Source organism: Parasphingorhabdus flavimaris, assembly GCF_013371215.1.
In the GTDB taxonomy this organism is placed as follows: Bacteria; Pseudomonadota; Alphaproteobacteria; order Sphingomonadales; family Sphingomonadaceae; genus Parasphingorhabdus; species Parasphingorhabdus flavimaris.
In genome coordinates this window covers 136,899-161,885 of sequence record NZ_JABWMH010000005.1, presented here as the reverse complement: position 1 = coordinate 161,885, position 24,987 = coordinate 136,899, and the positions used below count along the sequence as shown (strand labels likewise).

28 protein-coding genes are annotated in these 24,987 nt (G+C 59.6%); 26 read left to right on the top strand and 2 right to left on the bottom strand.

Features of this window, described 5'->3' with window-relative positions; translation table 11 throughout:
- The first annotated feature begins 9 nt into the window (after positions 1-9).
- Together HUO14_RS15400 and HUO14_RS15395 are read left to right on the top strand one after the other, a co-directional pair.
- Positions 10-1,281, top strand: a complete 1,272-nt coding sequence (locus HUO14_RS15400; RefSeq protein ID WP_176280729.1) for a serine hydrolase domain-containing protein — start codon at positions 10-12, stop codon at positions 1,279-1,281.
- A gap of 78 nt (positions 1,282-1,359) precedes the next feature.
- Positions 1,360-2,535 carry an acyl-CoA dehydrogenase family protein gene (locus HUO14_RS15395; protein WP_176280728.1) on the top strand — a complete coding sequence of 392 codons (1,176 nt, stop codon included), beginning with the start codon at positions 1,360-1,362 and terminating at the stop codon, positions 2,533-2,535.
- Between the two features lie 92 nt (positions 2,536-2,627).
- On the opposite strand, the gene gyrB is transcribed toward HUO14_RS15395, so the two are convergent.
- Positions 2,628-5,144 carry a DNA topoisomerase (ATP-hydrolyzing) subunit B gene (gene gyrB / locus HUO14_RS15390; protein WP_176280862.1) on the bottom strand — a complete coding sequence of 839 codons (2,517 nt, stop codon included), beginning with the start codon at positions 5,142-5,144 and terminating at the stop codon, positions 2,628-2,630.
- Positions 5,145-5,412: 268 nt separating this feature from the next.
- On the opposite strand from gyrB, the gene HUO14_RS15385 reads away from it, so the two are divergent.
- The 9 genes from HUO14_RS15385 (at position 5,413) to HUO14_RS15345 (ending at position 13,658) form a co-directional block, all read left to right on the top strand.
- A complete protein-coding gene (locus tag HUO14_RS15385) occupies positions 5,413-5,814 on the top strand; it encodes a PaaI family thioesterase (RefSeq protein WP_176280727.1) in 402 nt (133 codons plus the stop codon).
- A gap of 112 nt (positions 5,815-5,926) precedes the next feature.
- Positions 5,927-6,424, top strand: coding sequence for a hypothetical protein (locus HUO14_RS15380; RefSeq protein ID WP_176280726.1), 498 nt, complete (start codon positions 5,927-5,929; stop codon positions 6,422-6,424).
- A gap of 235 nt (positions 6,425-6,659) precedes the next feature.
- Positions 6,660-7,787: an Acg family FMN-binding oxidoreductase gene (locus tag HUO14_RS15375; RefSeq protein WP_176280725.1), complete on the top strand. Its 1,128-nt coding sequence runs from the start codon at positions 6,660-6,662 to the stop codon at positions 7,785-7,787.
- An 11-nt stretch (positions 7,788-7,798) separates the two neighbouring features.
- Positions 7,799-8,245, top strand: a complete 447-nt coding sequence (locus HUO14_RS15370; protein WP_176280724.1) for a MarR family winged helix-turn-helix transcriptional regulator — start codon at positions 7,799-7,801, stop codon at positions 8,243-8,245.
- Positions 8,246-8,372: 127 nt separating this feature from the next.
- Entirely contained in the window at positions 8,373-8,741 is a 369-nt protein-coding gene (locus tag HUO14_RS15365; RefSeq protein ID WP_246255715.1) for a GxxExxY protein, read from the top strand.
- 463 nt (positions 8,742-9,204) lie between these two features.
- Complete coding sequence (locus HUO14_RS15360) at positions 9,205-10,770, top strand: class I adenylate-forming enzyme family protein (protein ID WP_176280722.1); 1,566 nt, start codon at positions 9,205-9,207, stop codon at positions 10,768-10,770.
- Positions 10,771-10,800: 30 nt separating this feature from the next.
- Positions 10,801-11,499 carry a ZIP family metal transporter gene (locus tag HUO14_RS15355; RefSeq protein WP_246255713.1) on the top strand — a complete coding sequence of 233 codons (699 nt, stop codon included), beginning with the start codon at positions 10,801-10,803 and terminating at the stop codon, positions 11,497-11,499.
- A 75-nt stretch (positions 11,500-11,574) separates the two neighbouring features.
- Entirely contained in the window at positions 11,575-13,146 is a 1,572-nt protein-coding gene (gene guaA / locus HUO14_RS15350) for a glutamine-hydrolyzing GMP synthase (protein ID WP_176280720.1), read from the top strand.
- A 116-nt stretch (positions 13,147-13,262) separates the two neighbouring features.
- A complete protein-coding gene (locus tag HUO14_RS15345) occupies positions 13,263-13,658 on the top strand; it encodes a hypothetical protein (protein WP_176280719.1) in 396 nt (131 codons plus the stop codon).
- A 230-nt stretch (positions 13,659-13,888) separates the two neighbouring features.
- On the opposite strand, the gene HUO14_RS15340 is transcribed toward HUO14_RS15345, so the two are convergent.
- Positions 13,889-14,062, bottom strand: coding sequence for a hypothetical protein (locus HUO14_RS15340; RefSeq protein WP_176280718.1), 174 nt, complete (start codon positions 14,060-14,062; stop codon positions 13,889-13,891).
- A gap of 206 nt (positions 14,063-14,268) precedes the next feature.
- Between HUO14_RS15340 and HUO14_RS15335 the strand changes: the two genes are divergently transcribed.
- The 15 genes from HUO14_RS15335 to HUO14_RS15270 all read left to right on the top strand — a co-directional run bounded on the left by HUO14_RS15335 (position 14,269) and on the right by HUO14_RS15270 (position 24,983).
- Positions 14,269-15,276, top strand: a complete 1,008-nt coding sequence (locus HUO14_RS15335) for a zinc-dependent alcohol dehydrogenase family protein (RefSeq protein WP_176280717.1) — start codon at positions 14,269-14,271, stop codon at positions 15,274-15,276.
- Positions 15,277-15,305: 29 nt separating this feature from the next.
- Positions 15,306-15,542: a GFA family protein gene (locus HUO14_RS16195; protein WP_217908045.1), complete on the top strand. Its 237-nt coding sequence runs from the start codon at positions 15,306-15,308 to the stop codon at positions 15,540-15,542.
- Between the two features lie 23 nt (positions 15,543-15,565).
- Entirely contained in the window at positions 15,566-15,706 is a 141-nt protein-coding gene (locus HUO14_RS16190) for a GFA family protein (RefSeq protein WP_217908044.1), read from the top strand.
- Positions 15,707-15,713: 7 nt separating this feature from the next.
- Positions 15,714-16,124 (top strand): GNAT family acetyltransferase, encoded by a 411-nt coding sequence (locus HUO14_RS15325; protein WP_176280716.1) that lies wholly within the window; start codon positions 15,714-15,716, stop codon positions 16,122-16,124.
- A gap of 63 nt (positions 16,125-16,187) precedes the next feature.
- On the top strand, positions 16,188-16,892 hold the full coding sequence (locus tag HUO14_RS15320) for an endonuclease III domain-containing protein (RefSeq protein WP_176280715.1): 705 nt from the start codon (positions 16,188-16,190) through the stop codon (positions 16,890-16,892).
- Entirely contained in the window at positions 16,886-17,554 is a 669-nt protein-coding gene (locus HUO14_RS15315; protein ID WP_176280714.1) for an endonuclease III domain-containing protein, read from the top strand. Before HUO14_RS15320 ends, HUO14_RS15315 begins: the two co-directional genes overlap by 7 nt.
- Positions 17,547-17,915 carry an ArsC family reductase gene (locus HUO14_RS15310; RefSeq protein ID WP_176280713.1) on the top strand — a complete coding sequence of 123 codons (369 nt, stop codon included), beginning with the start codon at positions 17,547-17,549 and terminating at the stop codon, positions 17,913-17,915. The genes HUO14_RS15315 and HUO14_RS15310 overlap by 8 nt, the downstream gene beginning before the upstream one ends.
- An 11-nt stretch (positions 17,916-17,926) precedes the next feature.
- Positions 17,927-18,490 carry a metal-dependent hydrolase gene (locus HUO14_RS15305; RefSeq protein WP_217908043.1) on the top strand — a complete coding sequence of 188 codons (564 nt, stop codon included), beginning with the start codon at positions 17,927-17,929 and terminating at the stop codon, positions 18,488-18,490.
- Positions 18,436-18,717 (top strand): DUF427 domain-containing protein, encoded by a 282-nt coding sequence (locus HUO14_RS15300; RefSeq protein ID WP_176280711.1) that lies wholly within the window; start codon positions 18,436-18,438, stop codon positions 18,715-18,717. Before HUO14_RS15305 ends, HUO14_RS15300 begins: the two co-directional genes overlap by 55 nt.
- A gap of 86 nt (positions 18,718-18,803) precedes the next feature.
- Positions 18,804-19,808, top strand: coding sequence for a glycerophosphodiester phosphodiesterase (locus tag HUO14_RS15295; protein ID WP_217908064.1), 1,005 nt, complete (start codon positions 18,804-18,806; stop codon positions 19,806-19,808).
- A 72-nt stretch (positions 19,809-19,880) separates the two neighbouring features.
- A complete protein-coding gene (gene panB, locus HUO14_RS15290; protein WP_176280709.1) occupies positions 19,881-20,753 on the top strand; it encodes a 3-methyl-2-oxobutanoate hydroxymethyltransferase in 873 nt (290 codons plus the stop codon).
- Positions 20,754-20,909: 156 nt separating this feature from the next.
- Positions 20,910-21,680, top strand: coding sequence for a tetratricopeptide repeat protein (locus HUO14_RS15285; RefSeq protein ID WP_176280708.1), 771 nt, complete (start codon positions 20,910-20,912; stop codon positions 21,678-21,680).
- Positions 21,677-23,011 carry an outer membrane protein assembly factor BamB family protein gene (locus tag HUO14_RS15280; protein WP_176280707.1) on the top strand — a complete coding sequence of 445 codons (1,335 nt, stop codon included), beginning with the start codon at positions 21,677-21,679 and terminating at the stop codon, positions 23,009-23,011. The genes HUO14_RS15285 and HUO14_RS15280 overlap by 4 nt, the downstream gene beginning before the upstream one ends.
- A gap of 31 nt (positions 23,012-23,042) precedes the next feature.
- Positions 23,043-24,434: a ribosome biogenesis GTPase Der gene (gene der, locus HUO14_RS15275; protein ID WP_176280706.1), complete on the top strand. Its 1,392-nt coding sequence runs from the start codon at positions 23,043-23,045 to the stop codon at positions 24,432-24,434.
- 135 nt (positions 24,435-24,569) lie between these two features.
- The gene (locus HUO14_RS15270) at positions 24,570-24,983 is read left to right on the top strand and encodes an Hpt domain-containing protein (protein ID WP_335646205.1); all 414 of its coding nucleotides are present in this window, start codon (positions 24,570-24,572) and stop codon (positions 24,981-24,983) included.
- The last annotated feature ends 4 nt before the right edge of the window (positions 24,984-24,987 follow it).

Sequence of the window (24,987 nt, the reverse complement as noted above, 5' to 3'; positions counted from 1 at the left end):
TATTTGAACGTGCCTAGACATCTCCCGCTATTGTTCGGGCTGGCCGCTGCCTTGCTGGTTGGCTGGTACGGCTATCGTGCCCTCGTTGGGCAGCAGGTCGGCTTCCCGCTGGAAGCCGTCGTCGAAGCGGAAGCGCAGGTTCCGCTGCCGACCGAACCCGATGACTGGAAAGGCGGGATCGACTATCGCGGCCTCGACCGGGATTTCGCAGCGCTAGCGGCGAGGCCCGAAATGGCGGGCATGGCGGTTGCCATTATCGAGGATGGCGATATCCGCTTTGTCCGCACCTATGGTGTGACCAACAAGGACAGCGGTGAACTGGTGAGCCCGGAGACCGTGTTCCGCTGGGCTTCGCTATCCAAGGGCGTCGCGGGTTCGCTTGCCGCGAAATTGTCGGCCGATGGAAAGCTCGACCTCGATGCTCCGCTGAGCAAGTGGCAATCTTCACTCAGACTGCCCGGCGGCGCCGAGTCCCGGATCAGCCTGGCGCAGCTTCTTTCACACCAGACCGGCTTGACCAAAAATGCCTATGACACGAAGCTTGAGGACGGACAAAGCCCCGGCCTGCTTCGCGCACAGCTGGTTACGGCACCGCTGCAATGCGTGCCGGGAACCTGTCACAGCTATCAGAATATCGCCTTCGATACGGCCAGCGAGATTTTGGGGCAGGCGGCGGGAACATTATATTCCGACGCGGTGCAAAAGCAGCTGTTTGAGCCGCTTGGCATGAAGAGCGCACGATTCGGGATGGAGGGGCTGACCGGCGCGCAAAGCTGGGCGCGGCCCCATCGCGATGATGAGGTGCGCACCTTGTCCGAATCCTACTGGCGGGTGCCCGCTGCCGCTGGCGTTAGCAGCAACATTGTCGATCTGGCGCGCTGGCTTCGTGCGCAGATGGGCGAGAATGAGGATGTGCTTTCGCCTGCCACGCTGACGATGGCCCATGCGCAGTTGATCAGAACCGGACGGGTCTACAGCGGCGATCTCGCCCGCGCTCTCGGCGAGCCGTCCTATGGATTGGGCTGGCGCAGTTTCAACTATAGCGGACGACATCTGGTCGGGCACAGCGGCGCGGTCGATGGCTTTCGGGCAACGATGATATTCGATCCCGCGACCCGCACCGGCGTGGCGGTGATGTGGAACAGCGGATGGGGACGACCGTTCCGGATGCCTTTTGCGGTATTTGACAGCTATTATGGTCAGGTTGGCAATGACTGGCTCGATCTGTCGGACCTGCCATTGCCGGACCCTGCGCCGCCACTCGTCCCGGTGCAAAAATGACGCGGAAGCAGTTTGCGTGCATGCCCATGGTGCGCCGAGCTTGTTTGCCGTAACAAACTTCCAAATACAGGAGAATGCATGACCAATAATATCAGCGCCGAGGCGCATGACCTCGCCGAACGGGTCGAGACTTTCGTTCGCGATAAAATCTTTGCTTATGAAAAAGACGAGCGCTGCGAAGACCATGGCCCGACCGATGGGCTGGTGCAGGAAATGCGCGCGCTGGCCAGGGAAGCCGGTGTGTTGACGCCGCATATCCGCGAGGACGGCAGCCATCTGACTCATCTCGAGACAGCCCTGGTGTTGCGTAAATCGGGGCTCTCGCCGCTGGGGCCGCTGGCCGTCAACACTTTCGCGCCGGATGAGGGCAATATGTATCTGCTCGGCAAATGTGCCTCGGCGGAACAGAAGCAACGCTTCCTCGAACCGCTGGTCTCCGGCAGGGAGCGTTCGGCCTTCTTCATGACCGAGCCAGCCAGTGAAAATGGCGCCGGTTCCGATCCGATGATGATGCAGACGACTGCCGAACCCGATGGCAATCACTGGGTAATCAACGGCCGCAAGACCTTCATTACCGGAGCCAAGGGCGCGAAGGTTGGCATCATCATGGCCAAATCCGCAGAAGGTGCGACCATGTTTCTCGTCGACCTACCCGATCCCGCGATCCGGATCGAACGGGTGCTGGATACGATCGACAGCTCGATGCCGGGCAGCCATTCGGTGGTGATGATCGACAATCTCCGCGTCCCGGCTGACCAGATGCTGGGCGAAAGCGGTGAAGGGTTCAAATATGCGCAGGTGCGCTTGTCACCGGCCCGCCTGACCCATTGCATGCGCTGGCTGGGCAGCTGCGACCGGGCGCAGGAAATTGCGGTCGATTATGCCTGCAGACGCCAGGCATTCGGAAAGCCGCTGATCGATCACGAAGGCGTCGGCTTCATGCTGGCGCAGAACCAGATCGATCTGAAGCAGTCAGAATTGATGATCGACTGGTGCGCGTCCGTTCTCGATACCGGAGCATTGGGGACCAGCGAGAGCTCGATGGTCAAGGTTTCTGTCTCCGAAGCGCTGTTTCGGATCGCCGACAATTGTGTCCAGGTGATGGGCGGCACGGGTCTCAGCCGCGATACGGTTGTGGAACAGGTGTTCCGCGAAGTGCGGGCATTCCGGGTCTATGACGGTCCGACCGAAGTCCACAAATGGTCGCTCGCCAAGAAAATCAAGAAAGCGCACACGCTGGCGCACGAAAACTAGGGGTGGTCAGGGGGCGGCCCATTGGCGCTGCCCGTTGATCGACCGCTCGGGCGAAGGTTGGCGTTTCGCCATCCTTCGCCTCATGGAGTCGATTAAACGTCCAGATTGGCCACGTTCAGCGCATTGTCGACGATGAACTCGCGTCGCGGTTCAACCACTTCGCCCATCAGCTTGGTGAAGATGTCATCGGTAACATCAGCCTGTTCGACGGTGACCTGAAGCAGCGACCGGACCTCGGGATCGAGCGTGGTTTCCCACAGCTGTTCGGCATTCATTTCGCCTAGGCCTTTGTAGCGGGAAATCGCCAGACCCTTGCGGCCTGCGGCCATTACCGTATCGAGCAATTCGGACGGACGGGTGATCAGCGTGCCGTCGGAGCCGATGACATCTTCATCACTGGCTTCCCCGTCGCCTGCGGCCGATTTAACGAGACGGCTGCTGCTGCCATAGGTTGCGGTTTCTTCCGACGCGAGCCGGTGCAACTTGCGGCCTTCGGCGCTCTCGAGAAATTTTGCCTCAATGATATGGTGATCGGTGACGCCGCGCCAGAAACGCTGGAACAGATAGCCGCCTTCTTCCGAAACCTGGCCGGACCAGCGTCCTTCCTCGTCAACCTTGTCCATCCAGGCGGCGGTCGCATCGACGGCGGCTTGCCGTTCTGCATGGCCATGATCGGGGTTGAGTGCGCCGGTGAGAGCCATGCCCTCGACAATCGTGCTGTCATAACGTCGTGGCACATAAGTCATCAGGCTGCGCATGCGCCGCGCATGTTCGATCAGACCGCGAAGATCTTCGCCACTGCGTGCGCCTTCTCCGGTTTGCAGGACCATGCCCTTGAGACCGGCCTCGACCAGATATTGGTCGAGCGCATTGTCGTCCTTGAGATAGACCTCGCTCTTGCCCTTGCCGACTTTGTAGAGCGGTGGCTGGGCAATGTAGAGATGGCCATTGAGAATGATCTCGGGCATCTGGCGATAGAAGAAGGTCAGCAGCAGGGTGCGGATATGCGCGCCGTCGACGTCAGCATCGGTCATGATGACGATCTTGTGATAACGCAGCTTTTCCAGATTGAAATCCTCGCGCCCGATGCCGGTGCCCATCGCCTGGATCAGCGTGCCGACTTCCTTGGACGAGAGCATCCGGTCAAAGCGCGCGCGTTCGACGTTGAGGATCTTGCCCTTGAGCGGCAGGATCGCCTGATACATGCTGTCGCGACCCTGCTTGGCCGATCCGCCAGCGGAGTCCCCTTCCACCAGGAAGAGTTCGCATTTGCTCGCGTCTTTCTCGCGGCAATCGGCGAGCTTGCCGGGCAGCGAGGCAATGTCCATCGCGCCCTTGCGGCGAGTCAGTTCGCGCGCCTTTTTCGCGGCTTCGCGGGCGGCGGCGGCGTCGATCACCTTCTGGATGACCATGGCGGCATTTTGCGGATTTTCTTCCAGCCATTCGGCGAGCTTGTCGGCCATCAGACTTTCCAGCGGCTGGCGCACTTCGGAAGAAACCAGCTTGTCCTTGGTCTGCGAGCTGAATTTCGGATCGGGCAGTTTTACCGACACGATCGCCGACAGGCCTTCGCGCATGTCGTCGCCGGTCAACTTGACCTTCTCTTTTTTGAGTGCGCCGGAGCTTTCGGCATAATTGTTGAGCGTCCGGGTCAGCGCCGAGCGGAAGGCGGCGAGATGGGTGCCGCCATCGCGCTGCGGGATATTGTTGGTGAAGCAGAGGACATTTTCATAATAGCTGTCGTTCCACTCCAGCGCGACGTCGATGATGACATCGTCGCGGTCGCCGTGGATGGCGATCGGTTCGGGTACCAGCGGCGTCTTGTTGCGGTCGAGATATTGCACGAAAGCGGCAATTCCGCCCTCGTAATAGAGATCTATTTCTTTCGCTTCCTCATGCCGCGCGTCGCGCAGGATGATGTGTACGCCGCTGTTGAGAAAGGCGAGCTCGCGGTAGCGGTGCTCGAGCTTCTCGAAGTCGAATTCGGTGATCTTGAAGGTCGCGGGCGAGGGGAAGAAGGTGACTTTCGTACCCTTTTTCACACCGGTCTTGTTGTCCGCCGGCGGGGCATCGCCGACCACTTCCAGCGCGCGGACGGCATCGCCGAACTCGAAGCGCATGTTGTGCTGCTTGCCGTCGCGCCAGATGTCCAGCTCCAGCCATTCGGACAGGGCATTGACCACCGATACGCCGACGCCGTGCAGACCGCCGGAGACCTTGTAGGCATTGTCGTCAGAGGTGTTCTCGAACTTGCCGCCGGCGTGGAGCTGGGTCATGATGACCTCGGCTGCCGACACGCCTTCCTCGCTGTGCATTCCCGTGGGAATACCGCGACCATTGTCCTCGACCGATACGCTGCCGTCGGGGTTGAGGGTGATGAGGATCAGGTCGCAATGACCGGCGAGAGCCTCGTCGATCGCGTTATCCGATACTTCGAAAACCATATGATGCAGGCCGCTGCCGTCATCGGTGTCGCCGATATACATGCCGGGGCGTTTGCGAACCGCATCCAGGCCCTTGAGAACCTTGATGGAATCGGCGCCATATTCGTTTTGATTGGAAGACTTGGAAGCATCTTCCGGGGTTTCGTTCTGGGTAATATCGTTCATCGCGAGACCATAGCCGCTGGGGCCGGTAAACCCAAGGAAAATGTTGGATTTGGCGATATTAAAAGCATTTAAAATCAATAATTTATGCTGATTTTGGATTGGCAATGAAATTCTCGCGCGAAGCCGCAAAGGTCACGGAGAATCGGAGCTGAAAACGGAGGACGGAAAGGCTGTTTTGACAACCTGTTGAAAGCGCTTTGTGACCCTGTGGCTTTGTGCGACATCTGTCGTGTCTTCGCGTGTACGAGAACCAAAAAGGACCCGATTCATGACCAATCCTGCCGATATGATTCCTTTTGCCAAAACTATGGGCATAATCATCACTTCCATGGACAAGGAAAAGGTGAGCGGTGAAATGCTCGTACGACCGGAGCTCTGTACCGCCGGCAACGGGCGGGGCACGCCGAGTATCCACGGCGGCGCGGTGATGACCTTTGCCGATGTGCTGGGCGCCTTTGGCGGCTTTGCCAATCTGCCCGAAGGGTCGAACGGCACGACGACTTCCGAAAGCAAGACCAACTTCCTCAACGCGGCGCCCGAAGGTTCGATCGTCTATGGCGAAGCCACCCCGTTCAAGATCGGCCGGCGCCAGTCGGTCTGGCAGACCAGGATCACGCTGGAGGTTGGGACCCTGGTGGCGGTGGTGACCCAGACCCAGATCGTGTTGTGAAGGCTCAGGACGAACGTCAGGATATGAGCTCAGCAGCCCCGACGAACATCGGCAGCCGCCGCAATTTATTCGCAGCTTCCCAAAGGCCCCGCTTTTGCGCTAAACCTCTGTCATGAACAGAACACTGCTCGCCGCTTCCATATTGTGTCTCGCCGTCACAGGCTGCTCCGAATCCACCAAGGTCAGCGATGATCTGGCCGACAGCAGCGACTATCTCGACAATCCCACCGGCCGTGCCGAGCGGGTTGTGACCGGGCCATCGGCCAAGCCGGTGCGGATCGGCGAAGGCGGCCCCCGTTTCGATGCCTGCCAGTCGGTCGGCGAGGTCGGCGGCCATGTCAGCGGCTCGCTGCCGGTGCTGAGCGCTCCGTTTGATTCGGCAGAGAAAATCGACAGCCTATCACCCGGCCAGACCGTCTATGTCTGTACCCGCAGCCACGACCAGCAATGGTTCGGTATTGTCTATGACAAGCAATCCGCCGGGGCGACCGAGGCAGACAGCTCCGTCGATTGCGGCGTATCCTCTCCGGTCCGCGCCAAGCGCAATTATGACGGACCGTGCAAGAGCGGATGGGTGGAGAGCCTGTTCGTCGTGCTGGTGGCGGGATAGGTTCGCACTCCGGTCTCGATCATTTTCTTCTCGCTTGCCTTCATTCACAACACCATCCCGGCGCCGGCTGGAATTCAGGCATAATTGCGGGATATGCCGGAGCTTGATCTAGGCCCCAGCCTGCGCTGGGGCGACCATTTTCGCGGGAGAGGAGACCGCACTTACCGAGGTTCCTTGATTTTAATTCGATATCGAACTATAAGGAACGCTATCGAATGGATCTGGAGATTCGGATATGGTCAGTCGCAGAATGGTATTGGGCGCAGGCTTCGGGGGTCTCGCTCTCATCAGCGCGGGTGGAGTCTGGCGGGTCACCAGAATGCCGCAGTCGGCTTTTGCACCATGGAATCTCGATAGTCCGCCGCCGGACGATATCCGGCTCGATGCATTCCGCCACGCCATCCTGGCCCCCAATCCGCACAACCTGCAGCCTTGGCTGATTCGACTGGTCGGGGACGACGCGGCCGAGATCAGCTGCGATCTTGCCAGGCGACTGCCCGCCACAGACCCGTTTGACCGGCAGACCACCATCGGCTTCGGCACGTTTCTGGAGACTGCCCGGATCGCGGCGTCCGAGCGTGGCTATGCGATGGAGACAGAGCTGTTCGCGGACGGAGATGCGCAGCCCCGGTTCGACGAGCGTCCTGTGGCCCGCGTGAAATTTGTCAGGACCGAGGGTGCCGAACGGGACCATCTATTTTCCGCGATCACCCGGCGTCGTTCCAACAGGGAGGTCTATGATCTTTCGAGAAAGGTCCGGGATATCCAGCTCGAAACGATCACCCTGGACGGCGGTGCCTTTTCCGCAGACCCCGAATTTGTCGAGCGGTTGCGAAAGCAGATTGTTGCGGCGATCGATATCGAATTGATGACCGAGGCACCCTATCAGGAAAGCGTCGACCTGATGCGGATCGGCCATCGGCAGATTGACGCCAGTCCTGACGGCATCTCGCTCTCCGGACCGATGATCGAGGCCGGTATCGTGACCGGCCAGATCAATCGCGAGCAGCTCGCCGACACCAGCAGCCAGGCTTTCTCGTTCGGCCGCGAGCAAATGCGCGAGACCTACGGCTCGGTGCCGGCGCTGATCTGGATTACCACGCCCGGCAATAGGCGCGCTGACCAGATCGAGGCGGGTCGCCAATATGTCCGCGCCAATCTCCAGGCAACGATATTGGGGCTGGCGATGCACCCGATGAGCCAGAGCCTGCAGGAATATGAAGAGGTCGCCGGCCCTTATCGCGCCGTGCACAAGCTGCTCGGCGCAACCGGTGACGAGCGGGTCCAGATGCTCGCGCGGGTCGGCTATGGTCCGCCCATCGGACCAAGCCCGCGCTGGCCGCTCAACAGCCATATGGCATAGGCGTACCGACGATGAGCAATAAGGGGCCTCCGGTCTTTCAGCTGTTTACCGAGATCGCTATCATCAACCAGCTGGCCCAGGCGGGTTTTGCTTCTGTATTGCCAAAGGGGATGACGATCGCGCAATTCACCGTGCTCAATCATTTTGTCCGGCTCGGTCATGACCAGCAATCGCCGGCACAGCTGGCCAGCGCCTTCCAGATCACCCGCCCGACCGTGACCAGCACCTTGGCGCGGATGGAAAAGGCGGGGCTGGTGGCGATCAGACCGGACCCGGAGGACGGCCGGGCCAAGCTGGTCTCGGTGACGGCGGCGGGCGTGAAAATGCGCGAGCTATGTCTGCAGCGGCTGGCGGGGCCGCTTGCGGATGCGGATGCTGTATTGTCGCGCGAGACTTTGGCGCAGCTATTGCCGCTGCTGCAGGACGTTCGCGCGAAGCTGGACCGGTTGCGAGATTGACCGGAAGGGTCAATCGGAGATGGAGGCAAGTCGCCAATTTTCTGCTAAGGATGATCTGGGACTAATTTTATCACGCGAAGACGCTAAGGCGCGAAGAGGCCGGTGATTGGGGCAACAGATTGAATATTTGGCGACCGTCGCGATTGACTGCGGGTTCCGGATTCACAAGGAGCTGGGCCCCGGTTTGCTGGAGATGGTTTATGAACGGGTTTTGGCCAGAAGCATCGAGCGCCGTGGTTTGAAAATAGACCGGCAAAAGCCGGTCGAGATCCGGTTCGACGGATTGGTGATCAAAGATGCATTCCGCTACGATCTTCTTGTCGAAGACAAGCTTCTGATCGAACTCAAATCCTCGGAAAACATGATGCCGGTTCACGGCAAACAACTGTTAACCTACCTGCGGCTCATGCATCTGCCCCTTGGTCTGCTGATGAATTTCGGTGCTCCGACTTTCAAACTGGGACTCAAACGGATCGTCAATAACCATCATCCTTAGCGTCTTCGCGTGAAAATTCATCTCGGCTTGTTGAAAACAACTTCGCCATCGTGTGGATTTTATCCACGTCATGTAATCTACTAGTAAGTGTGCTGCTAACGGCGATCTGGGTGTAATTTTGTCACGCGAAGACGCTAAGGCGCGAAGGGGTCGGTGATTGGGGCAGTGAAGGTCAAGGACGTCATTGCGAGCGTAGCGTGGTAAACCAGGGCGGCACGCGCTGATGATTCCGGCAAGACGCTCTGGATTGCCGCGTCGCTGCGCTCCTCGCAATGACGGTGATTTGTCTACAGGGTTGAATTTCGACGCTCCGACTTTCAAACTGGGTCTCCGACGGATCGTCAATAATGATCGCTCTTGGCGGCTTCGCGTCTTCGCGTGAAAATTTTCCCTACCTGTTCAAAAGAACAAACCGCTCGGATAGCCATTGCATTTCAAACCGATATGCGGAATTAATCGCTTGATGAAACATATAGACCCCGCCCGCTATCTCGAGCAGCCCTTTGGCCAGATCGCAGATCTCATCAACGCCCATGCGGTCAACCAGCCCGACCGGATCGCGCTGGACGACAGCGCGGAAAAGCTGAGCTGGGCGGAGACGGCGGCGCTGGTCAACCGGATTGCGGCGCAACTGCAGGCGGACGGGCTGCAGAAGGGGCAGGCGGTTGCGATTTTGGGGACGACCACGGTGCGTTACGCGCTGGCCTATCTCGGCGCGATTGTCGCGGGCGGTTGTGCCGCTCCGCTGACGACTTCGGCGACGCCGAAGCAGCTGGCCAACATGATGCGCGACAGTGGCGCGATGCATCTGTTTATCGACAGCGCCAAGCGGGTGGAGCTTCTCGAGAGCGGGGAAGAATTGCCGCCGCTCAAACATGTCATGCTCGATCAGGCGGCGGATGACGCGCCGATGATCTTTGACTGGATGGCGGATGAGGGCGCGAGGCCAGCGGAAACGGGCGTCGGCCCGAAAGACCCCTATAATATCATCTATTCCAGCGGCACCACCGGGACGCCGAAGGGCATTGTCCACAGCCGCCAGATGCGCTGGTATCAGGCGGCCGTCGGTGAGGGCACCGGCTACGGCAAGCCCGGGCAGGTGACCCTGCTGTCGACGCCGCTTTATTCGAACACGACGCTGGCGCTGTTCACCCCGACCATTGCCTATGGCGGGACGATCGTGATGATGGGCAAGTTCGATTGCCAGCGCTGGCTGGAACTGGCGCAGGAGCACCGGGCCAGCCACACCATGCTGGTGCCGGTCCAATATCAGCGGCTGATGGATTATGAAGGTTTTGACGATTATGATCTGGGCGCGATGACCCATAAATATTGCACCAGCGCGCCTTTTTCGGCGGAGCTCAAGGCGGAAGTGCTGGAGCGCATGCCGGGCGGGCTGATCGAGATATATTCGATGACCGAGGGCGGGGTGGTCTGTCTGTTGCTCGCCCACGAGCATCCGGACAAGTTGCACACGGTCGGCATCGCCTGGGGCGGCAGCGAGGTGATCACCGTCGACGAGCGGCTCAACCGGCTGCCCGCAGGCGAAATGGGCGAGCTGGTCGGCCGGTCTCAGACGATGATGTCGGGCTATCAGAATCAGCCGGAGAAGACCGCGGAAGCCAGCTGGTATGACGAAAATGGCGACCGCTGGCAGCGGATGGGGGATATCGGCAAGGTCGACGCGGACGGCTTCATCACGCTGATGGGCCGGTCGAAGGACATGATCATCTCGGGCGGCTTCAATATCTATCCGCGCGATCTGGAAGAAGCTTTGATGGCGCAGCCGGGCGTGGCGGATGCGGCGGTTATCGGGGTGGCTTCGCGGCAATGGGGCGAGACGCCGGTCGGCTTTGTCGTCGCCGAAGCCGGGGTGACGCTCGATCTCGACGCGCTGAAGGCGGCAACCAATGCGGATCTCGGCAAGACCCAGCGGCTGTCGGAACTGCGCCTGATCGACGAATTGCCGCGCAGCCATATCGGCAAGATCCTGAAAACCGAATTGCGGGATTTGGTCGAGGCAAGCTAGTTTGCGGAAAGGCGTTGTCAGGCAATGTTGATGACCGTATTTGTCGTGGTGGTGGTTTCGGCGGCGCTGATCGCGGGCGCGCTCTGGGGCATTTACGGAAAGATATCGGGCAAGACCGAGGGCTTTGTCATTGCCCTGGCGGGCGGCGCGCTGGTGGTGTCACTGGTGAGCGAGATGATCCAGCCGGCCATTGCGCAAAGCAATCTCTGGGTCGGGCTGGGCTCGGTCGCGGCCGGCGCGGTGGTGTTTTCCGTTGTCGACTTCTGGATTGACGAAAAATGGGGACCGGAAGGCGGTGGCGGTTTGCTCGCCGCGATCACGCTCGACGGGGTGCCGGAGAATCTGGCGCTCGGGGTGGCGCTGATCGGGGCGGCGCCGATCGAAGTGACGGCGCTGGCCGGAGCGATCCTGCTGTCCAACCTGCCGGAAGCCGCTGGCGGGGCCAAGCAGATGGTTGGAAACGGGCTGTCGAAGGGCAAGACGCTGGGCCTGTGGACGCTGACGGCGCTGATATTATCCGCCGCAGCGATCATCGGATATTTCGCACTCGACGGCGTCTCTCCGCATGTGCTGGCCGCGACCCGCTGTTTTGCCGCCGGTGCGGTGGTTGCCTCGCTGGCGACCGAGGTCTTTCCCAAGGCCTATCAGGAGGACCATCATTTGGCCGGAATCGCGACCGCAATCGGCGTGATTCTCGCGGTTTTTCTCGGCGAGCTGGCGATGGCCTGAGCCGGTCCGCAAATTGTCGCGACAAGAGACAAAGGCACTAGACTCGAATGGGGCGGCCCACTAAGCGGCTAAGCCATGTCCATAGCTCATGAAGAAACCATTCTGATCGTCGATTTCGGCTCTCAGGTCACGCAGCTTATCGCCCGCCGGGTGCGCGAGGCGGGGGTCTATTCGGAGATCGCTCCGTTCAACATGGCGGAAGAGGCCTTTCACCGGCTGAAACCCAAGGGGATCATCCTCTCCGGTTCGCCCGCCGGGGTACCGGACGAAGGCAGCCCGCGCGCGCCGGAAGTGATTTTCGAAAGCGGCCTGCCGATCCTCGGCATCTGCTATGGCCAGCAGGTGATGACGCACCAGCTCGGCGGCACGGTGGAATCGGGTTCCGGCGGTGACTTTGGCGGCGAATTCGGTCGCGCCTTTATCGAGATCAGCGAAGAATGCGTGCTGTTTGATGGCCTGTGGCAGGTCGGGGAGAAGCATCAGGTGTGGATGAGCCACGGCGACAAGGTCACCGAATTCGCGCCCGGCTTCCGGATCGTCGCGACCACCGAAGGCGCGCCCTTTGCGCTGATCGCGGACGACGAGCGGCGCTATTATGGCACGCAATTCCACCCCGAGGTCGTGCACACGCCCGACGGCGGCAAGATGATCGGCAATTTCGTTCGCCATGTCTGCGGCTGTGCCGGCGACTGGACGATGGCGGAGTACAAGGACGCCAAGATCGCCGAGATCCGCGAGCAGGTCGGCGACAAGAAAGTGATCTGCGGCCTGTCCGGCGGTGTCGACAGTTCGGTGGCGGCGATCCTGATCCACGAAGCGATCGGCGACCAGCTGACCTGTGTCTTTGTCGACCATGGCCTGTTGCGGATGAACGAGCGCGAGCAGGTCGAGACATTGTTCCGCGACCATTATAATATCCCGCTGGTGGTGGTCGATGCCGAGGCGCGCTTCATGAAGGGGCTGGCCGGCGTGACCGACCCCGAGAAGAAGCGCAAATTTATCGGCGGCGAATTTATCGAGGTGTTCGACGAGGAATCGGGTCGGGTTGGCGGCGCCGATTTCCTCGCCCAGGGCACGCTCTATCCCGATGTGATTGAGAGCGTCAGCTTTACTGGCGGGCCGAGCGTAACGATCAAGTCGCACCATAATGTTGGCGGTTTGCCGGAACGCATGAACATGAAGCTGGTCGAACCATTGCGCGAACTGTTCAAGGATGAAGTGCGCGATCTCGGGCGCGAGCTCGGGTTGAACGATCAGTTCGTCGGTCGCCACCCGTTCCCCGGGCCGGGTCTGGCGATCCGTATTCCCGGCGAAGTGACCAAGGAACGCTGCGACATATTGCGCAAGGCCGATGCGATCTATCTCGAGGAAATCCGCAACGCAGGACTGTATGATGCGATCTGGCAGGCCTTTGCGGTGCTGTTGCCGGTCAAGACGGTCGGGGTGATGGGCGACCAGCGCACCTATGACAATGTCTGCGGCCTGCGCGCCGTGACCAGCACCGACGGCATGACCGCCGACGTCTACCCCTTCGACGCCAGCTTCCTGACCCGTGTCTCGACCCGGATCGTCAACGAGGTGAAGGGGATTAACCGGGTGGTTTACGATTATACGAGCAAGCCGCCGGGGACGATTGAGTGGGAATAAATCGGAAGGAGCAAACAGCCGGGGGCTGTTTGTCCGATTTATTCGGCATCGCAAGATGCCGCATGGCGGAGAGTGATGGCTCGGTTCACTCGGCGACGTAAGGAGCCGCGCGTAAAATGTATCGTGCGTTAAGATTTTTCGGGATTGTCTTTCCGATCGGTTACCTGATCGCGATATCAATCATGGTGGAAAATATGTTTCCCGGCTGGGCTTCGCATTATTTTTCGTGGGAGGATCAGAGCATTGGCGAGCGGCTTTTCCTGATCCCGACAGTTGTTTTCATGTTCGTTGTCTGGAAATCACCTCGTCAGTGGTTGTTATATTTGCTGATTGTGGAACTGTTGATTTTGGGACCGACCCTATTCGAAGTCTTTCGAATGTTCGGAAGGGATCATGCACATCCATGGCTTGGGCTTGCCGGACTGAATCAATTGGTCTGGATGTCAGGGGCTCTTGTTATTGGATTGCTTGGTCGATGGCTCTGGCGGACTTTCAAAGGACAAGGTTCATAATTTGTGCACAATAGTTACGGTCATGCTGAACTTGTTTCAGCATCCATCGTGATACCATCACAGCCTGCGAGGTCGGAGAAATAGACCCTGAAACAAGTTCAGGGTGACGGGTTTATTTAGTTAAAGGCCTCGGTCCTTCGACAGGCTCAGGACGAACGAAGATTTTTTGCGGTTTTGCGTTTTCGGCCCCGCTGCCACGGAAAAGGTCGGTCGACCGGCAACCATGGCAATCAGTTGGCAAGACGGCTTTCGCGCATAATCGTGTCGTTGCGCAGCCCCACGCCGAGGCTCTCTGCCTTGCGCCCTGAAAAGAATTTGTGCTGTTCGACCGTGCCGGATCGGGCGGCGTCAAGCAGACGGTCGATAGAGGTTTCCTGTTCTCCGGCACCCACCGAGCGTCTCATCAGTTCCGCCTCTCGGTCGACGGTTTCCATGCCCTTATCTTCATTCGTGACCATCTTTTTCATAGGATCAAAATGGCGTCAAGGTAACCGATTTTCAAGATGGGCGGCACCGTCTCTGGATGCATGATCCGGCAATTGTTGACCACCCGCCACCGCCATACTAGACCATATTTTAATCAGACAATTAAAATCAGGAGAGCCCCGCCATGAAAGCCATCCAACTCCACGCCCCCGCATCGCTCGACAATCTCAAGCTGGTCGACCTGCCGGAACCGGCAGCGCCCGGTTCCGGCGAAATCGCGGTGCGGCTGCGGGCGTCCAGCCTCAACTATCATGATTATGCGGTGGTCAAGGGGATGATCCCTACCGGCGAAAACCGCATCCCCATGTCCGATGGCGCGGGTGAAGTCACCGCCGTGGGCGAGGGGGTCAGCGAATTTAAAGTCGGCGATCTGGTGGTCTCGACCTTCTTCCCCGAGTGGATCGATGGGGCGCCGCCCGAAGGCGGGTTCAAGCGGGTGCCCGGCGACGGGATCGACGGCTATGCGGTCGAGCAGGCGGTTGGCCCGACGACCGCGTGGACCCGCGCGCCCGCAGGCTATAGCGCCGCCGAGGCCGCGACCCTGACCTGCGCGGGACTGACCGCCTGGCGCGCGCTGTTTGTCGATGGCTGCGTGAAGCCCGGCGATACGGTGCTGGTGCAGGGCACCGGCGGCGTATCGATCTTCGCGCTGCAATTTGCCAAGGCGGCGGGCGCGACGGTGATCGCGACATCCTCTTCCAACGCCAAGCTGGAGCGGTTGAAGGAACTCGGCGCGGATCATCTGATCAATTACAAGCAAGTCGAGGCCTGGGGGCCAAAGGTGCTCGAACTGACCGGTGGTAAGGGCGTGGATTGCGTTGTCGAGATCGGCGGGCCGGGGACGCTCGACCAGTCGATGATGGCGACCCGGATCGGCGGTCACATCGCCCTGATCGGCGTGCTCACCGGCTTTGCCGGGCCGGTGCAGACCGGCCTGCTGATGGGCAAGAACCTGCGCGTTCAGGGCCTGACCGTCGGCAGCCGGTCGCAACAGCAGGACATGATCGCGGCGATCGAGGCCAATGGCCTGAAACCGGTGCTCGACAAGCACTTCCCGCTCGCCGATCTGGGCGATGCGTTCCGTCACCAGGAATCGGGGCAGCATTTCGGCAAGATCATCGTCGATATCTGAAGCCATCGGGCGCGCGAAAGGAAGTGGTAATGATCAGGGGAAGCTGTCTGTGCGGATCTGTCACCTATGAAGCGGATTGCGACAACGGGCCGATCATTCACTGCCACTGCCAGACATGCCGCAAAGCCCATAGCGCGGCCTTTTCCAGTGTCATGCCGATAGCCTATGACGCGTTCAAATGGACCAGCGGTGCAGACGTTCTGAATAGCTATGAATCATCGCCCGGGAAGAAGCGCTATTTCTGCACGGCTGTGGATCGCAGCTGATCGCCGAGCGGCGGGAAGCGAATATGATATTGCTCAGAATGGGCTGCGTGGACACCGAAATAACCCAAAAGCCCGACGCCCATATCTGGCGTTCGGACGGCGCGCCCTGGTATGATCCGGATGACAAAATCCGCCAGTTGGCGGAAGGCTATGTAAAGGCTTAGCATCGATATGCAGATTTCCTCCGCCAAAGAGTCCGACAGGGACGAGGTCATCGCGCTCTGGGAAGCCTGTGGTCTCACCCGCCCGTGGAACGATCCGTCGGCGGATTATAATCTCGCTTTGGCGAACGAGACATCAGCAATATTGCTGGCACATATAGAAGGTGAACTGGCCGCCAGCGTCCTGACCGGTTTTGACGGCCATCGCGGCTGGGTCTATTATCTGGCAGTCACGCCGGATTTCCAGAAGCAGGGCCTTGGCAGAAGGATGATGGTGGCCGCCGAGCTTTGGCTGCGCGAACGAAACGCGCCGAAAATACAGTTGATGGTGCGTGACGATAATGAAGCGGCGATCGGTTTCTACAAGGCGCTGGGCTATGATGTGCAGCCGGTTGTGACCATTGGTCGCCGGCTGGACTGACCGGTCGATGGCTGCGGGGCGCATAGTCTTGCTACCGGTCCTCAGCTCGGCCATATTCCGCTGATGCAACTCGACCTGGGACCCGATCACCGCACCGAGATTTTGCGCCGGATGCACGGCAGGCTGATCGAGCGGTTTGGCCGGGTGATGCCGGTCGACGACCAGCGCCGCGATCCGATGTGGGTCCTGGTCCAGGGCGTGATTGGCGCGCGCGCGAAAACCGCGGTGTCCAACGCCAATACCGATCGATTGATCGCCGAATATGGATCGTGGGAGCGCGTCGCCGAGGCTCCTGTCGAGCAATTGCGCGCCCATCTGCAGACCGCCACTTTCCCGGCAATGGCGGCGGAGCGTCTCAAGGCCTGCCTCAGCGAAATTATTGCGCGCTGCGGCAAGGCCAGCCTGGAGCATCTTGAACCGATGGAAACGGCAGAAGCGATGGATTGGCTGGAGACCTTGCCCGGGGTGGCGCGCAAGATCAGCGCCGGGATCATGAACACCAGCCATTTCAATCGCAGGGCGCTGGTGCTCGATTCCGGCCACCGGCGCGTGGTGCAGCGCATGGGGCTGGTGCCGGCCAAGGCCGATACCACGCGCGCTTATGAAGAGCTGATGCCACCAATCCCGCCCGAATGGTCGGCGGGAGATCTGGACGAGCATCATCTGCTCGGAAAGCGCCTTGCCCAGACTATTTGCCGGCCGAAACGACCGGATTGTCCGTTCTGTCCGGTGCGCGCCGATTGCGAGACGCGGGCAGCCTCATGCTGAACGGGCAGCAGGTTGAAACCGTTTATCGCCGTCTGTCGGAAGCCATGCCGGGACGCACCAAAGACGCCAAGGGCCCGAAGGGCCAGCCGGATGCCTTTCGGTCCTGTATTTCCTGCATGCTGTCGGCCCAGTCGCTGGACCGCAAGACCGCGAGGGCTGCGCGCGCTCTATTCGACCTCGCGCAAACGCCAGAGGCTATGCTGGAACTGGATGACCGGGATATCGCCGCAGCCATCAAACCGTGCGGACTATATAATATGAAAACCCGCAATATCCGGAAATTCTGTGAATATCTGCTGGCCGAGCATGGCGGTGTCGTGCCGGACACGCGCGAAGGCCTGTTGTCGATGCCGGGCATTGGCCGGAAATGCGCGGATATCGTGATGTGCTTTACCTTTGGTGCCGATGTCATTGCCGTGGACACGCACGTGCACCGTGTCTGCAACCGAATCGGCCTGACCGATGCCCGGACCGCGGACAAGACCGCGCACCAGCTGGAAGAGCGCAGTCCCGATTGGGCCTTGCGCGACGGCCATTTCTGGCTAATCCAGTTCGGGAAGAGAATCTGCACTTCCCGGAGCCCCAAATGTGACCGATGTCCGGTCAACGACATCTGTCTCTGGCTTAAAGCGCAGCAGAAACAGGATCAGACTCATGAGTAACGAAACCAAAATGTACGGCATTTCCAGTTGCGACACGATCAAGAAGGCGCGCAACTGGATGGAGAAAAACGGCATCAACTATGTTTTTCACGATTATAAAAAGTCGGGTATCAGCAAGGAAAAGCTGGAAATGTGGGTTATGCAGGTCGGTTGGGAGGCGCTGGTCAACAAGCGCGGCACAACCTTCCGCAAACTGCCCGACATGGTGAAGGAAAATATCGGCGACGATACGGCAGTGATGGTGATGGCGGAAAATCCCAGCATGATCAAACGACCGGTGCTGGAACATGGCGACGAGCTGGTCGTCGGGTTCAAGGCGTCGGATTATGAAGCAGCAGGTCTGACCGCGCGTAACAGCTGATGCCGACGATCATGTCCCATGCGATTGTGCCGCTGGCCGGTGGGTTGATTCTGGGACGAAGCCGGCTTTCCGTGCCGGTGATCGCAACCGGTCTCGTTTTCGCGATGCTACCCGATGCCGATGTTGTCGGCTTCGGTCTGGGCGTTGAATATAGCGACAGCTGGGGCCATCGCGGCGCGAGCCACAGCCTGGTTTTCGCGGCAGCGGCAGCCTTGTTGGCAACCGCGATTCTGCGACCCGACCGCTATTATGCCGCGGCCATTTTCCTGTTCCTGTCGATGGCCTCGCACGGGCTGCTCGACATGCTGACCAATGGCGGGCTGGGGGTCGCGCTGTGGTGGCCGTTTGACGAGGCTCGTCATTTTGCGCCGCTTACCCCGATTGCCGTATCGCCAATCGGCCTTTCTGATTTTATCAGCGCTCGTGGTATCGCAGTGCTATATTCCGAATTCGTCTGGATTTGGATGCCGATTATGCTGGTCGTTGCCGCAGGTGTCGCAATCAGAAAAAGGACAGACAAATGGTGCAAGCAAAATGGAATGGCGCGGTCATCGCCGAGAGTGAGGATACGGTGATCGTCGAGGGCAATCATTATTTCCCGCGCGACTCGGTCTGGTCGAAATATCTGCTGCACAGCGACGCCACCAGCCATTGTCCGTGGAAAGGCGACGCATGTTATCATAGCCTGATCGTCGACGGCGAAACCAATGAGGATGCGGCCTGGTATTATCCCGAACCCAAGGATGCTGCTGCCGAAATTGCCGGACGGATTGCATTCTGGAAAGGCGTGGAGGTCGGTTGATGCGTATGCGGCTTGCTCCGATAATGATATTGCCGCTGGTTCTGGCCGGATGCAGCGCGCAGACCGAACCGCCCGGAGAAGCCAGCATGAACGTCAAGACACTGACCGGAGAAGCGCCGGTAATCATTGCGCACCGCGGTGCCAGCGGCGAGCGTCCGGAACATACGCTGGCCGCCTATCAGCTGGGAATCGAACAGGGTGCGGATTACATCGAACCCGATCTTGTGCTGACCAAGGACGGCGTGCTGGTCGCCCGGCACGAGAACGAGATTGGCGAGACCACGGATGTGGCGGACAGGCCGGAATTTGCGGCGCGCAGGACCAGCAAGATCATTGACGGGCAAGAATATTCCGGCTGGTTCACCGAAGATTTCACCCTCGCCGAGCTGAAGACATTGCGCGCCAGGGAACGGCTTCCCGAATTGCGGGCTGCGAATATGCAATATGATGGCCGGTTCGAAGTGCCGACCTTCGAAGAAGTGCTGCAATTGCTGAGCGCCCATGCGGACAAAAGCGGCAAGCGGATCGGCGTCTATCCGGAAACCAAACATCCAAGCCATTTCAAGGCTCTGGGTTTGAGCCATGGCGGCCAATTGCTCAAATTGCTGAAGAAATATGGTTATGAGGGCAAGGATGATCCGGTCTTCATCCAGTCGTTCGAGGTTGGCAATCTGCAGGCGCTCAACAAGCAGACCGAGATACGGCTGGTGCAACTGGTCGGTGGCGAAGGTGGTCCGCCGGACCTCGCAGACCGGAGTTTTGCATCGATGCTCACGGCGGATGGCCTGAAGGAAATTGCAACCTATGCCGACGGGATAGGGCCACCCAAGGATCTGGTGATAAGCCGCAATGCCATTGGTCAGCTGAACACGGCGACCGGCCTGGTGGACGCAGCGCACAAGATTGGCCTGACTGTTCATCCCTGGACTTTCCGGCGCGAGAACCATTTTCTCCCGACCGATTTCAAAAGCGGCATCGATCCGCGCGAATCCGGCGACCTTGCAGGCGAAGTGCGGGCATTTATAGCCGCTGGCGTGGATGGCCTGTTCAGCGATAACCCCCGGGAGGCCGTGTCAGCCGCAAAGCGATGACCGCCAAGCTGGCCTTATCCTGCGTCCTCGCTTATTGAGGCCAGTCCAACAACGCTATTGCTGAGGATTGCCATGTCCACGACCTTCAAGCTCGATACTTCCACCAGCCGCGCCACGCCGCGACCGCAGCCGATGCGCCGGCTGTCGGTTCCCAAAATACAGGGCCGCAAGGTCGACGGGGTGACGGCAGAGCCGGTGGTGATGCTGACCGCCTATACCGCACGGACGGCGCAACTGCTCGATGCGCATTGTGACATGCTGCTGGTCGGTGATTCGCTGGCGCAGGTGATTTACGGGCTCGATTCGACGATACCGGTGACGCTCGAGATGATGTGCAACCATGGCGCGGCGGTCGTCCGCGGCAGCTATCACAGCGTTGTCGTCGTCGACATGCCCTTTGGTTCCTATGAAGCATCGCCAGAGAAAGCCTATGAAAGCGCCGCCCGGTTATTGAAAGAAACCGGGGCTGCCGCGGTCAAGCTGGAAGGCGGCGAAGTGATGGCTGAAACCGTCGCCTTTCTGGTTCAGCGGGGGATTCCGGTGGTTGGTCATGTCGGTCTGACGCCACAGGCGATCAACGTGCTTGGCGGCTATGCGGCGCGCGGGCGCAGCGACGCGGAAGCGAAGAAAATCGTTGGCGACGCGGTCGCGCTCGACAAGGCCGGCGCCTTTGCGATCGTGCTGGAAGGCGTGCTCGAACCGATTGCAATCGAAGCGACCAAGGCGGTGGATGCGATCACCATCGGTATCGGCGCATCGGCGCAATGCGACGGCCAGGTGCTGGTCACCGAAGACATGCTGGGCATGTTTGATCGCACCGCACGCTTTGTAAAACGCTATCATAATATAGCCGAGCAAATCGATCAGGCCGCGGAGCAATATGCCGGAGAGGTCAGGGAGCGCAGCTTTCCTGGGCCGGACCAGCTTTATCAGCCGAAAAAATAACGAGATTCCGACTTTTGGCCGATCTGCCGTTCAGCCTGTGGAAATGGTCAATAGACTTTTACATTTGCTATTGCGGACGCTAAAGGACAGCCGATTGCCATGCGCACCCGTCTGACCGGCGAAACAGGCATGTGAAACAGATTTGAGGAAGCCACATTGGCCAAAGACGAAGACAAAGCACCAGAAGAGAAGCCAGACCGTCAGGAACAAGTGTTTCTGCGCGAAGTCGATGAAGCGGTCCGTGAGGATCAGCTGAAGAGTTTTGCTGCGCGGTACGGGTTGTGGATAGTCGTGGCGCTCGTCGTCGGTCTCGGATCGCTGGCGGGCTGGATATTCTGGCAGAATAGCCAGAATGAGGAATCCGGTCTCCGCAGCGAGGAATATGTCGCTGCCATAGACAGCGTCCGTCAGAACAATCTCGACGGCGCGGCGACCGCGCTGGAGCCGTTGATAGAGGCGGACCAGGAAGGCTATCGCGCAGCAGCGATACTGATGCAGGCCAATATTGCGCTGGAGAAAAGCGAGCCGAAAAAGGCGATCGCCGGCTATGCCAAGGTCGCAGGTGACGACAGTCTGCCGAAACCTTTTCGTGATCTTGCGTTGATCCGCCAGACTGCCGCCGAATTTGATACGCTCGAGCCACAGGCCGTGGTCGACAGGCTGAAGCCGCTTGCGGTGCCCGGCAACCCCTGGTTCGGCAGCGCCGGCGAAATGGTCGCATTATCCTATCTGAACATGAAAAAATCCGACCTCGCCGGTCCGCTGTTCGCGCAGCTTGCAAAAGACGAGACCGTCCCTCCGACGATACGATCGCGCGCTCTGCAGATGGCAGGCGTCGAAGGCGTTGACGCGGTGGATGTGGACGGCGATGACAAAAAAGCGACACCGCTCAAGGCGGGCGCGGCTAAGGGAGAAGCTAAGGAATGATTTCCGGAACGAAACTGATCGCCAGCGTGCTGGCTCTGTCTTTGCTTTCTGGCTGCGGCATATTGGGCGGCGGCAATGGTGACGACAAGAAGAACACCCCGACGCTCGGCAAACGCACCTCGATCCTGAGCGGTGAAAGCGGCGCGGAGGTCGATCCGGCCCTCGCATCGATATCGGTGATCCTGCCGGCCCCGGTAGCCAATAGCGAATGGGCACAATCGGGCGGCAACGCCAGCAAATCAATCGGTCATGTCGCGCTTGACGGCAGTCTCGCCCGCGCCTGGACCGCCAATGTCAGCGGAACCACCAAAAGACAGCGGCTCGCCGCGGCTCCGGTGGTCTCTGGTGGACGGCTGTTCGTGATTGATACCGAAGCCATGGTTCATGCCTTTGATGCGGCGACCGGCGCTAAGGTCTGGACCACGCAGATCGAAGTCAAGGGCGACGGAGAATCGTCGCGCTTTGGCGGCGGTGCCAGCGTATTCAACAATGTCGTCTATGCCACGAACGGTGTCGGCGATGTCGTCGCGCTGAACGTGGCAGATGGCAGCGAGATCTGGAAAGTCCGTCCGGCGGGACCGCTGCGCGGTGCTCCGACGATTTCCAACGGCAATGTCTATGTGATGACCCAGGACAATCAGATCTATGCGCTCAATATGGTCGACGGATCGGTGCAGTGGAACGAGGCGGGTACGCTCGGCCTTGCCGGCATTTTCGGTGTCGCCGCTCCGGCAGCCGGACAGGGAACGATTGTCGCCGGCTATTCGTCGGGCGAATTGACTGCCTATCGTTATGAAAATGGCCGCAATCTGTGGAATGACGCGCTTGCGCGGACCAGCATCACCACATCGGTGGCAACATTGTCCGATATCGATGCCGATCCGGTCATTGATCGCGGCCGCGTGTTTGCGCTGGGGCAGGGCGGCCGGATGGCAGCCTATGAACTGGTTACCGGCCAGCGCATCTGGGAATTGAATATTGCCGGAATCGCCACACCGGTGGTCGCCGGTGAATGGGTATTCGTGTTGACCGATGATGCGAAGCTGCTCTGCATTGCGCGACCGAATGGCAAGGTCCGGTGGATGAGCCAGCTTGCAGCGTTCAAAAACGACAAGAAGAAGAAAAATCCCATCAACTGGACGGGACCCATATTGGCTGGCAATCGACTGATCGTCGCCAGCACCGAGGGTGACGTCGTGTCGATTTCGCCGGCGGACGGCGCCAGCCAGACTTTGTTCGAGCTGGACGATGGCGTGTCGCTGCCACCGATTGTGGCGGGCGGTATGCTGTATGTTCTCGACGACAGTGGCCGGATTTCAGCGTTCCGCTGAGGATCTAAACCAAAAGGACGGGACTAGCGCAATGCTGCCCAATATTGCAATTATCGGCCGACCGAATGTCGGAAAATCCACGTTGTTCAACCGCCTGGTTGGCAAGAAGCTGGCGCTTGTCGACGACATGCCGGGTGTCACGCGTGACCGGCGGGAGGGCGCTGCCAATCTTCTGGGCCTCGAATTCAACATTGTTGATACCGCTGGCTATGAAGACGAAGATGCCAAGAGCCTGCCCGGACGGATGCGCAAGCAAACCGAAATGGCGGTTGCGGGGGCGGAGCTGGCGATATTCGTGATCGATGGTCGCGCCGGCCTTACCCCGCTCGACGAGGAAATCGCGCGCTGGCTGAGAAGCGCAAAAACGCCGGTCGTGTTGCTGGTCAACAAGGCCGAGGGCAAGGCGGCGGAATCCGGAATATTGGAAAGCTATGCGCTCGGTTTTGGCGATCCCATACCGTTCAGCGCGGAACATGGCGACGGCATGGCCGACCTGTTTCAGGCGATCCTGCCCTATGTCGAGAATTTCAAGGCGGCGGCAAGCGAAGAACCGACCGATGAATCGGCACCGCTGAAACTGGCGATTGTCGGTCGCCCCAATGCCGGCAAGTCGACGCTGATCAACAAGATGCTCGATGAAGACCGGCTGATTACCGGTCCGGAAGCCGGTATCACCCGGGACAGTATCACGGTCGAATGGGTCTGGCATGACGATGCGCTGACCGAGGAAGAGAAGCTGGACGGGATCGAACCCGACCGCCGGGTCCGCCTGATCGACACTGCCGGCATGCGCAAGCGGGCCAAGGTGAACGACAAGCTGGAGAAGCTGGCGGTTGCCGACGCGCGGCATGCGGTTGATTTCGCCGAAGTGGTCGTGCTGCTGCTGGATGCGACCAAGGGGCTCGAAGCGCAGGATCTGCGGATTGCCGATCACGCGATCCAGGAAGGCCGCTGCGTCATTATCGGCATCAATAAATGGGATGTTGCCGAAGGACCGAGCAAATTGTTCAACGGAATCCGCGCCGCTCTCGATGACGGGCTGGCACAGGTTCGCGATGTACCGCTGGTCCCTGTTTCCGCCTTTACCGGCAAGGGTATCGACCAGTTGATGAAGGCCGCTTTTCAGGCCCGCCGGATATGGTCCCAGCGGGTGTCGACCGGCAAGCTCAACCGCTGGTTCGAAGACGCGATCACCGAAAATCCGCCACCGGCACCTGGTGGCAAGCGGATCAAATTACGCTATATCACCCAGGCCAAAACCCGGCCGCCGTCCTTTGTCATCTTTGGCACACGGGTCGATGATCTGCCCGAAAGCTATCGCCGCTATTTGATCAACGGCATCCGGCGCGAGCTGGGCTTTGGTGGTGTTCCCGTGCGGCTGATCATCCGGGCTCCCAAGAACCCCTATCACGACAAAGAGTGATCTTCCGCAACAAGACGCTGACCAGGTCCGTTTATTGTTGGATTTTTATCGCCGTGGGTAATGAAGTTTTCACCGGTTCTGCCGTAAACAATCCCGGAGTAGCGACTCGCCGCTATATATTACCGGGAGCATTTGGTGCCGCCATTGGAAGATGAATTTATGGACTGGACCGTCTTCGCCGAGACACGCTTGGCGCTGGGGCCCAATTTTGTCCGGATACTCGGCTATTTCCGTGAAGACGGCACCCGGTCTGTCCGCAAGATCGAAGAAGCCATGCGCGTGAACGATCCCGTGCCCATGGTGGATGCAGCGCACAGCCTGAAGGGAGAATCGCTGCAATTTGGCGCTCTGCGACTGAGCGATACGGCCGAGCGGATCGAAATGACCGCCCGCGCTTGTGTCGAGCGCCACGACACGCCCGATGATGTGCTCGAGCTGGTCGTGGCATTAGGCCCGATGTTCGAGGAAACGCTGGCCCTCCTAGAAGAGGATTCCAGCCCGCTGATCGAGCGCCAACCAAGCCGCCCGCCGCATCGGCGGTTTGGCTGACTGG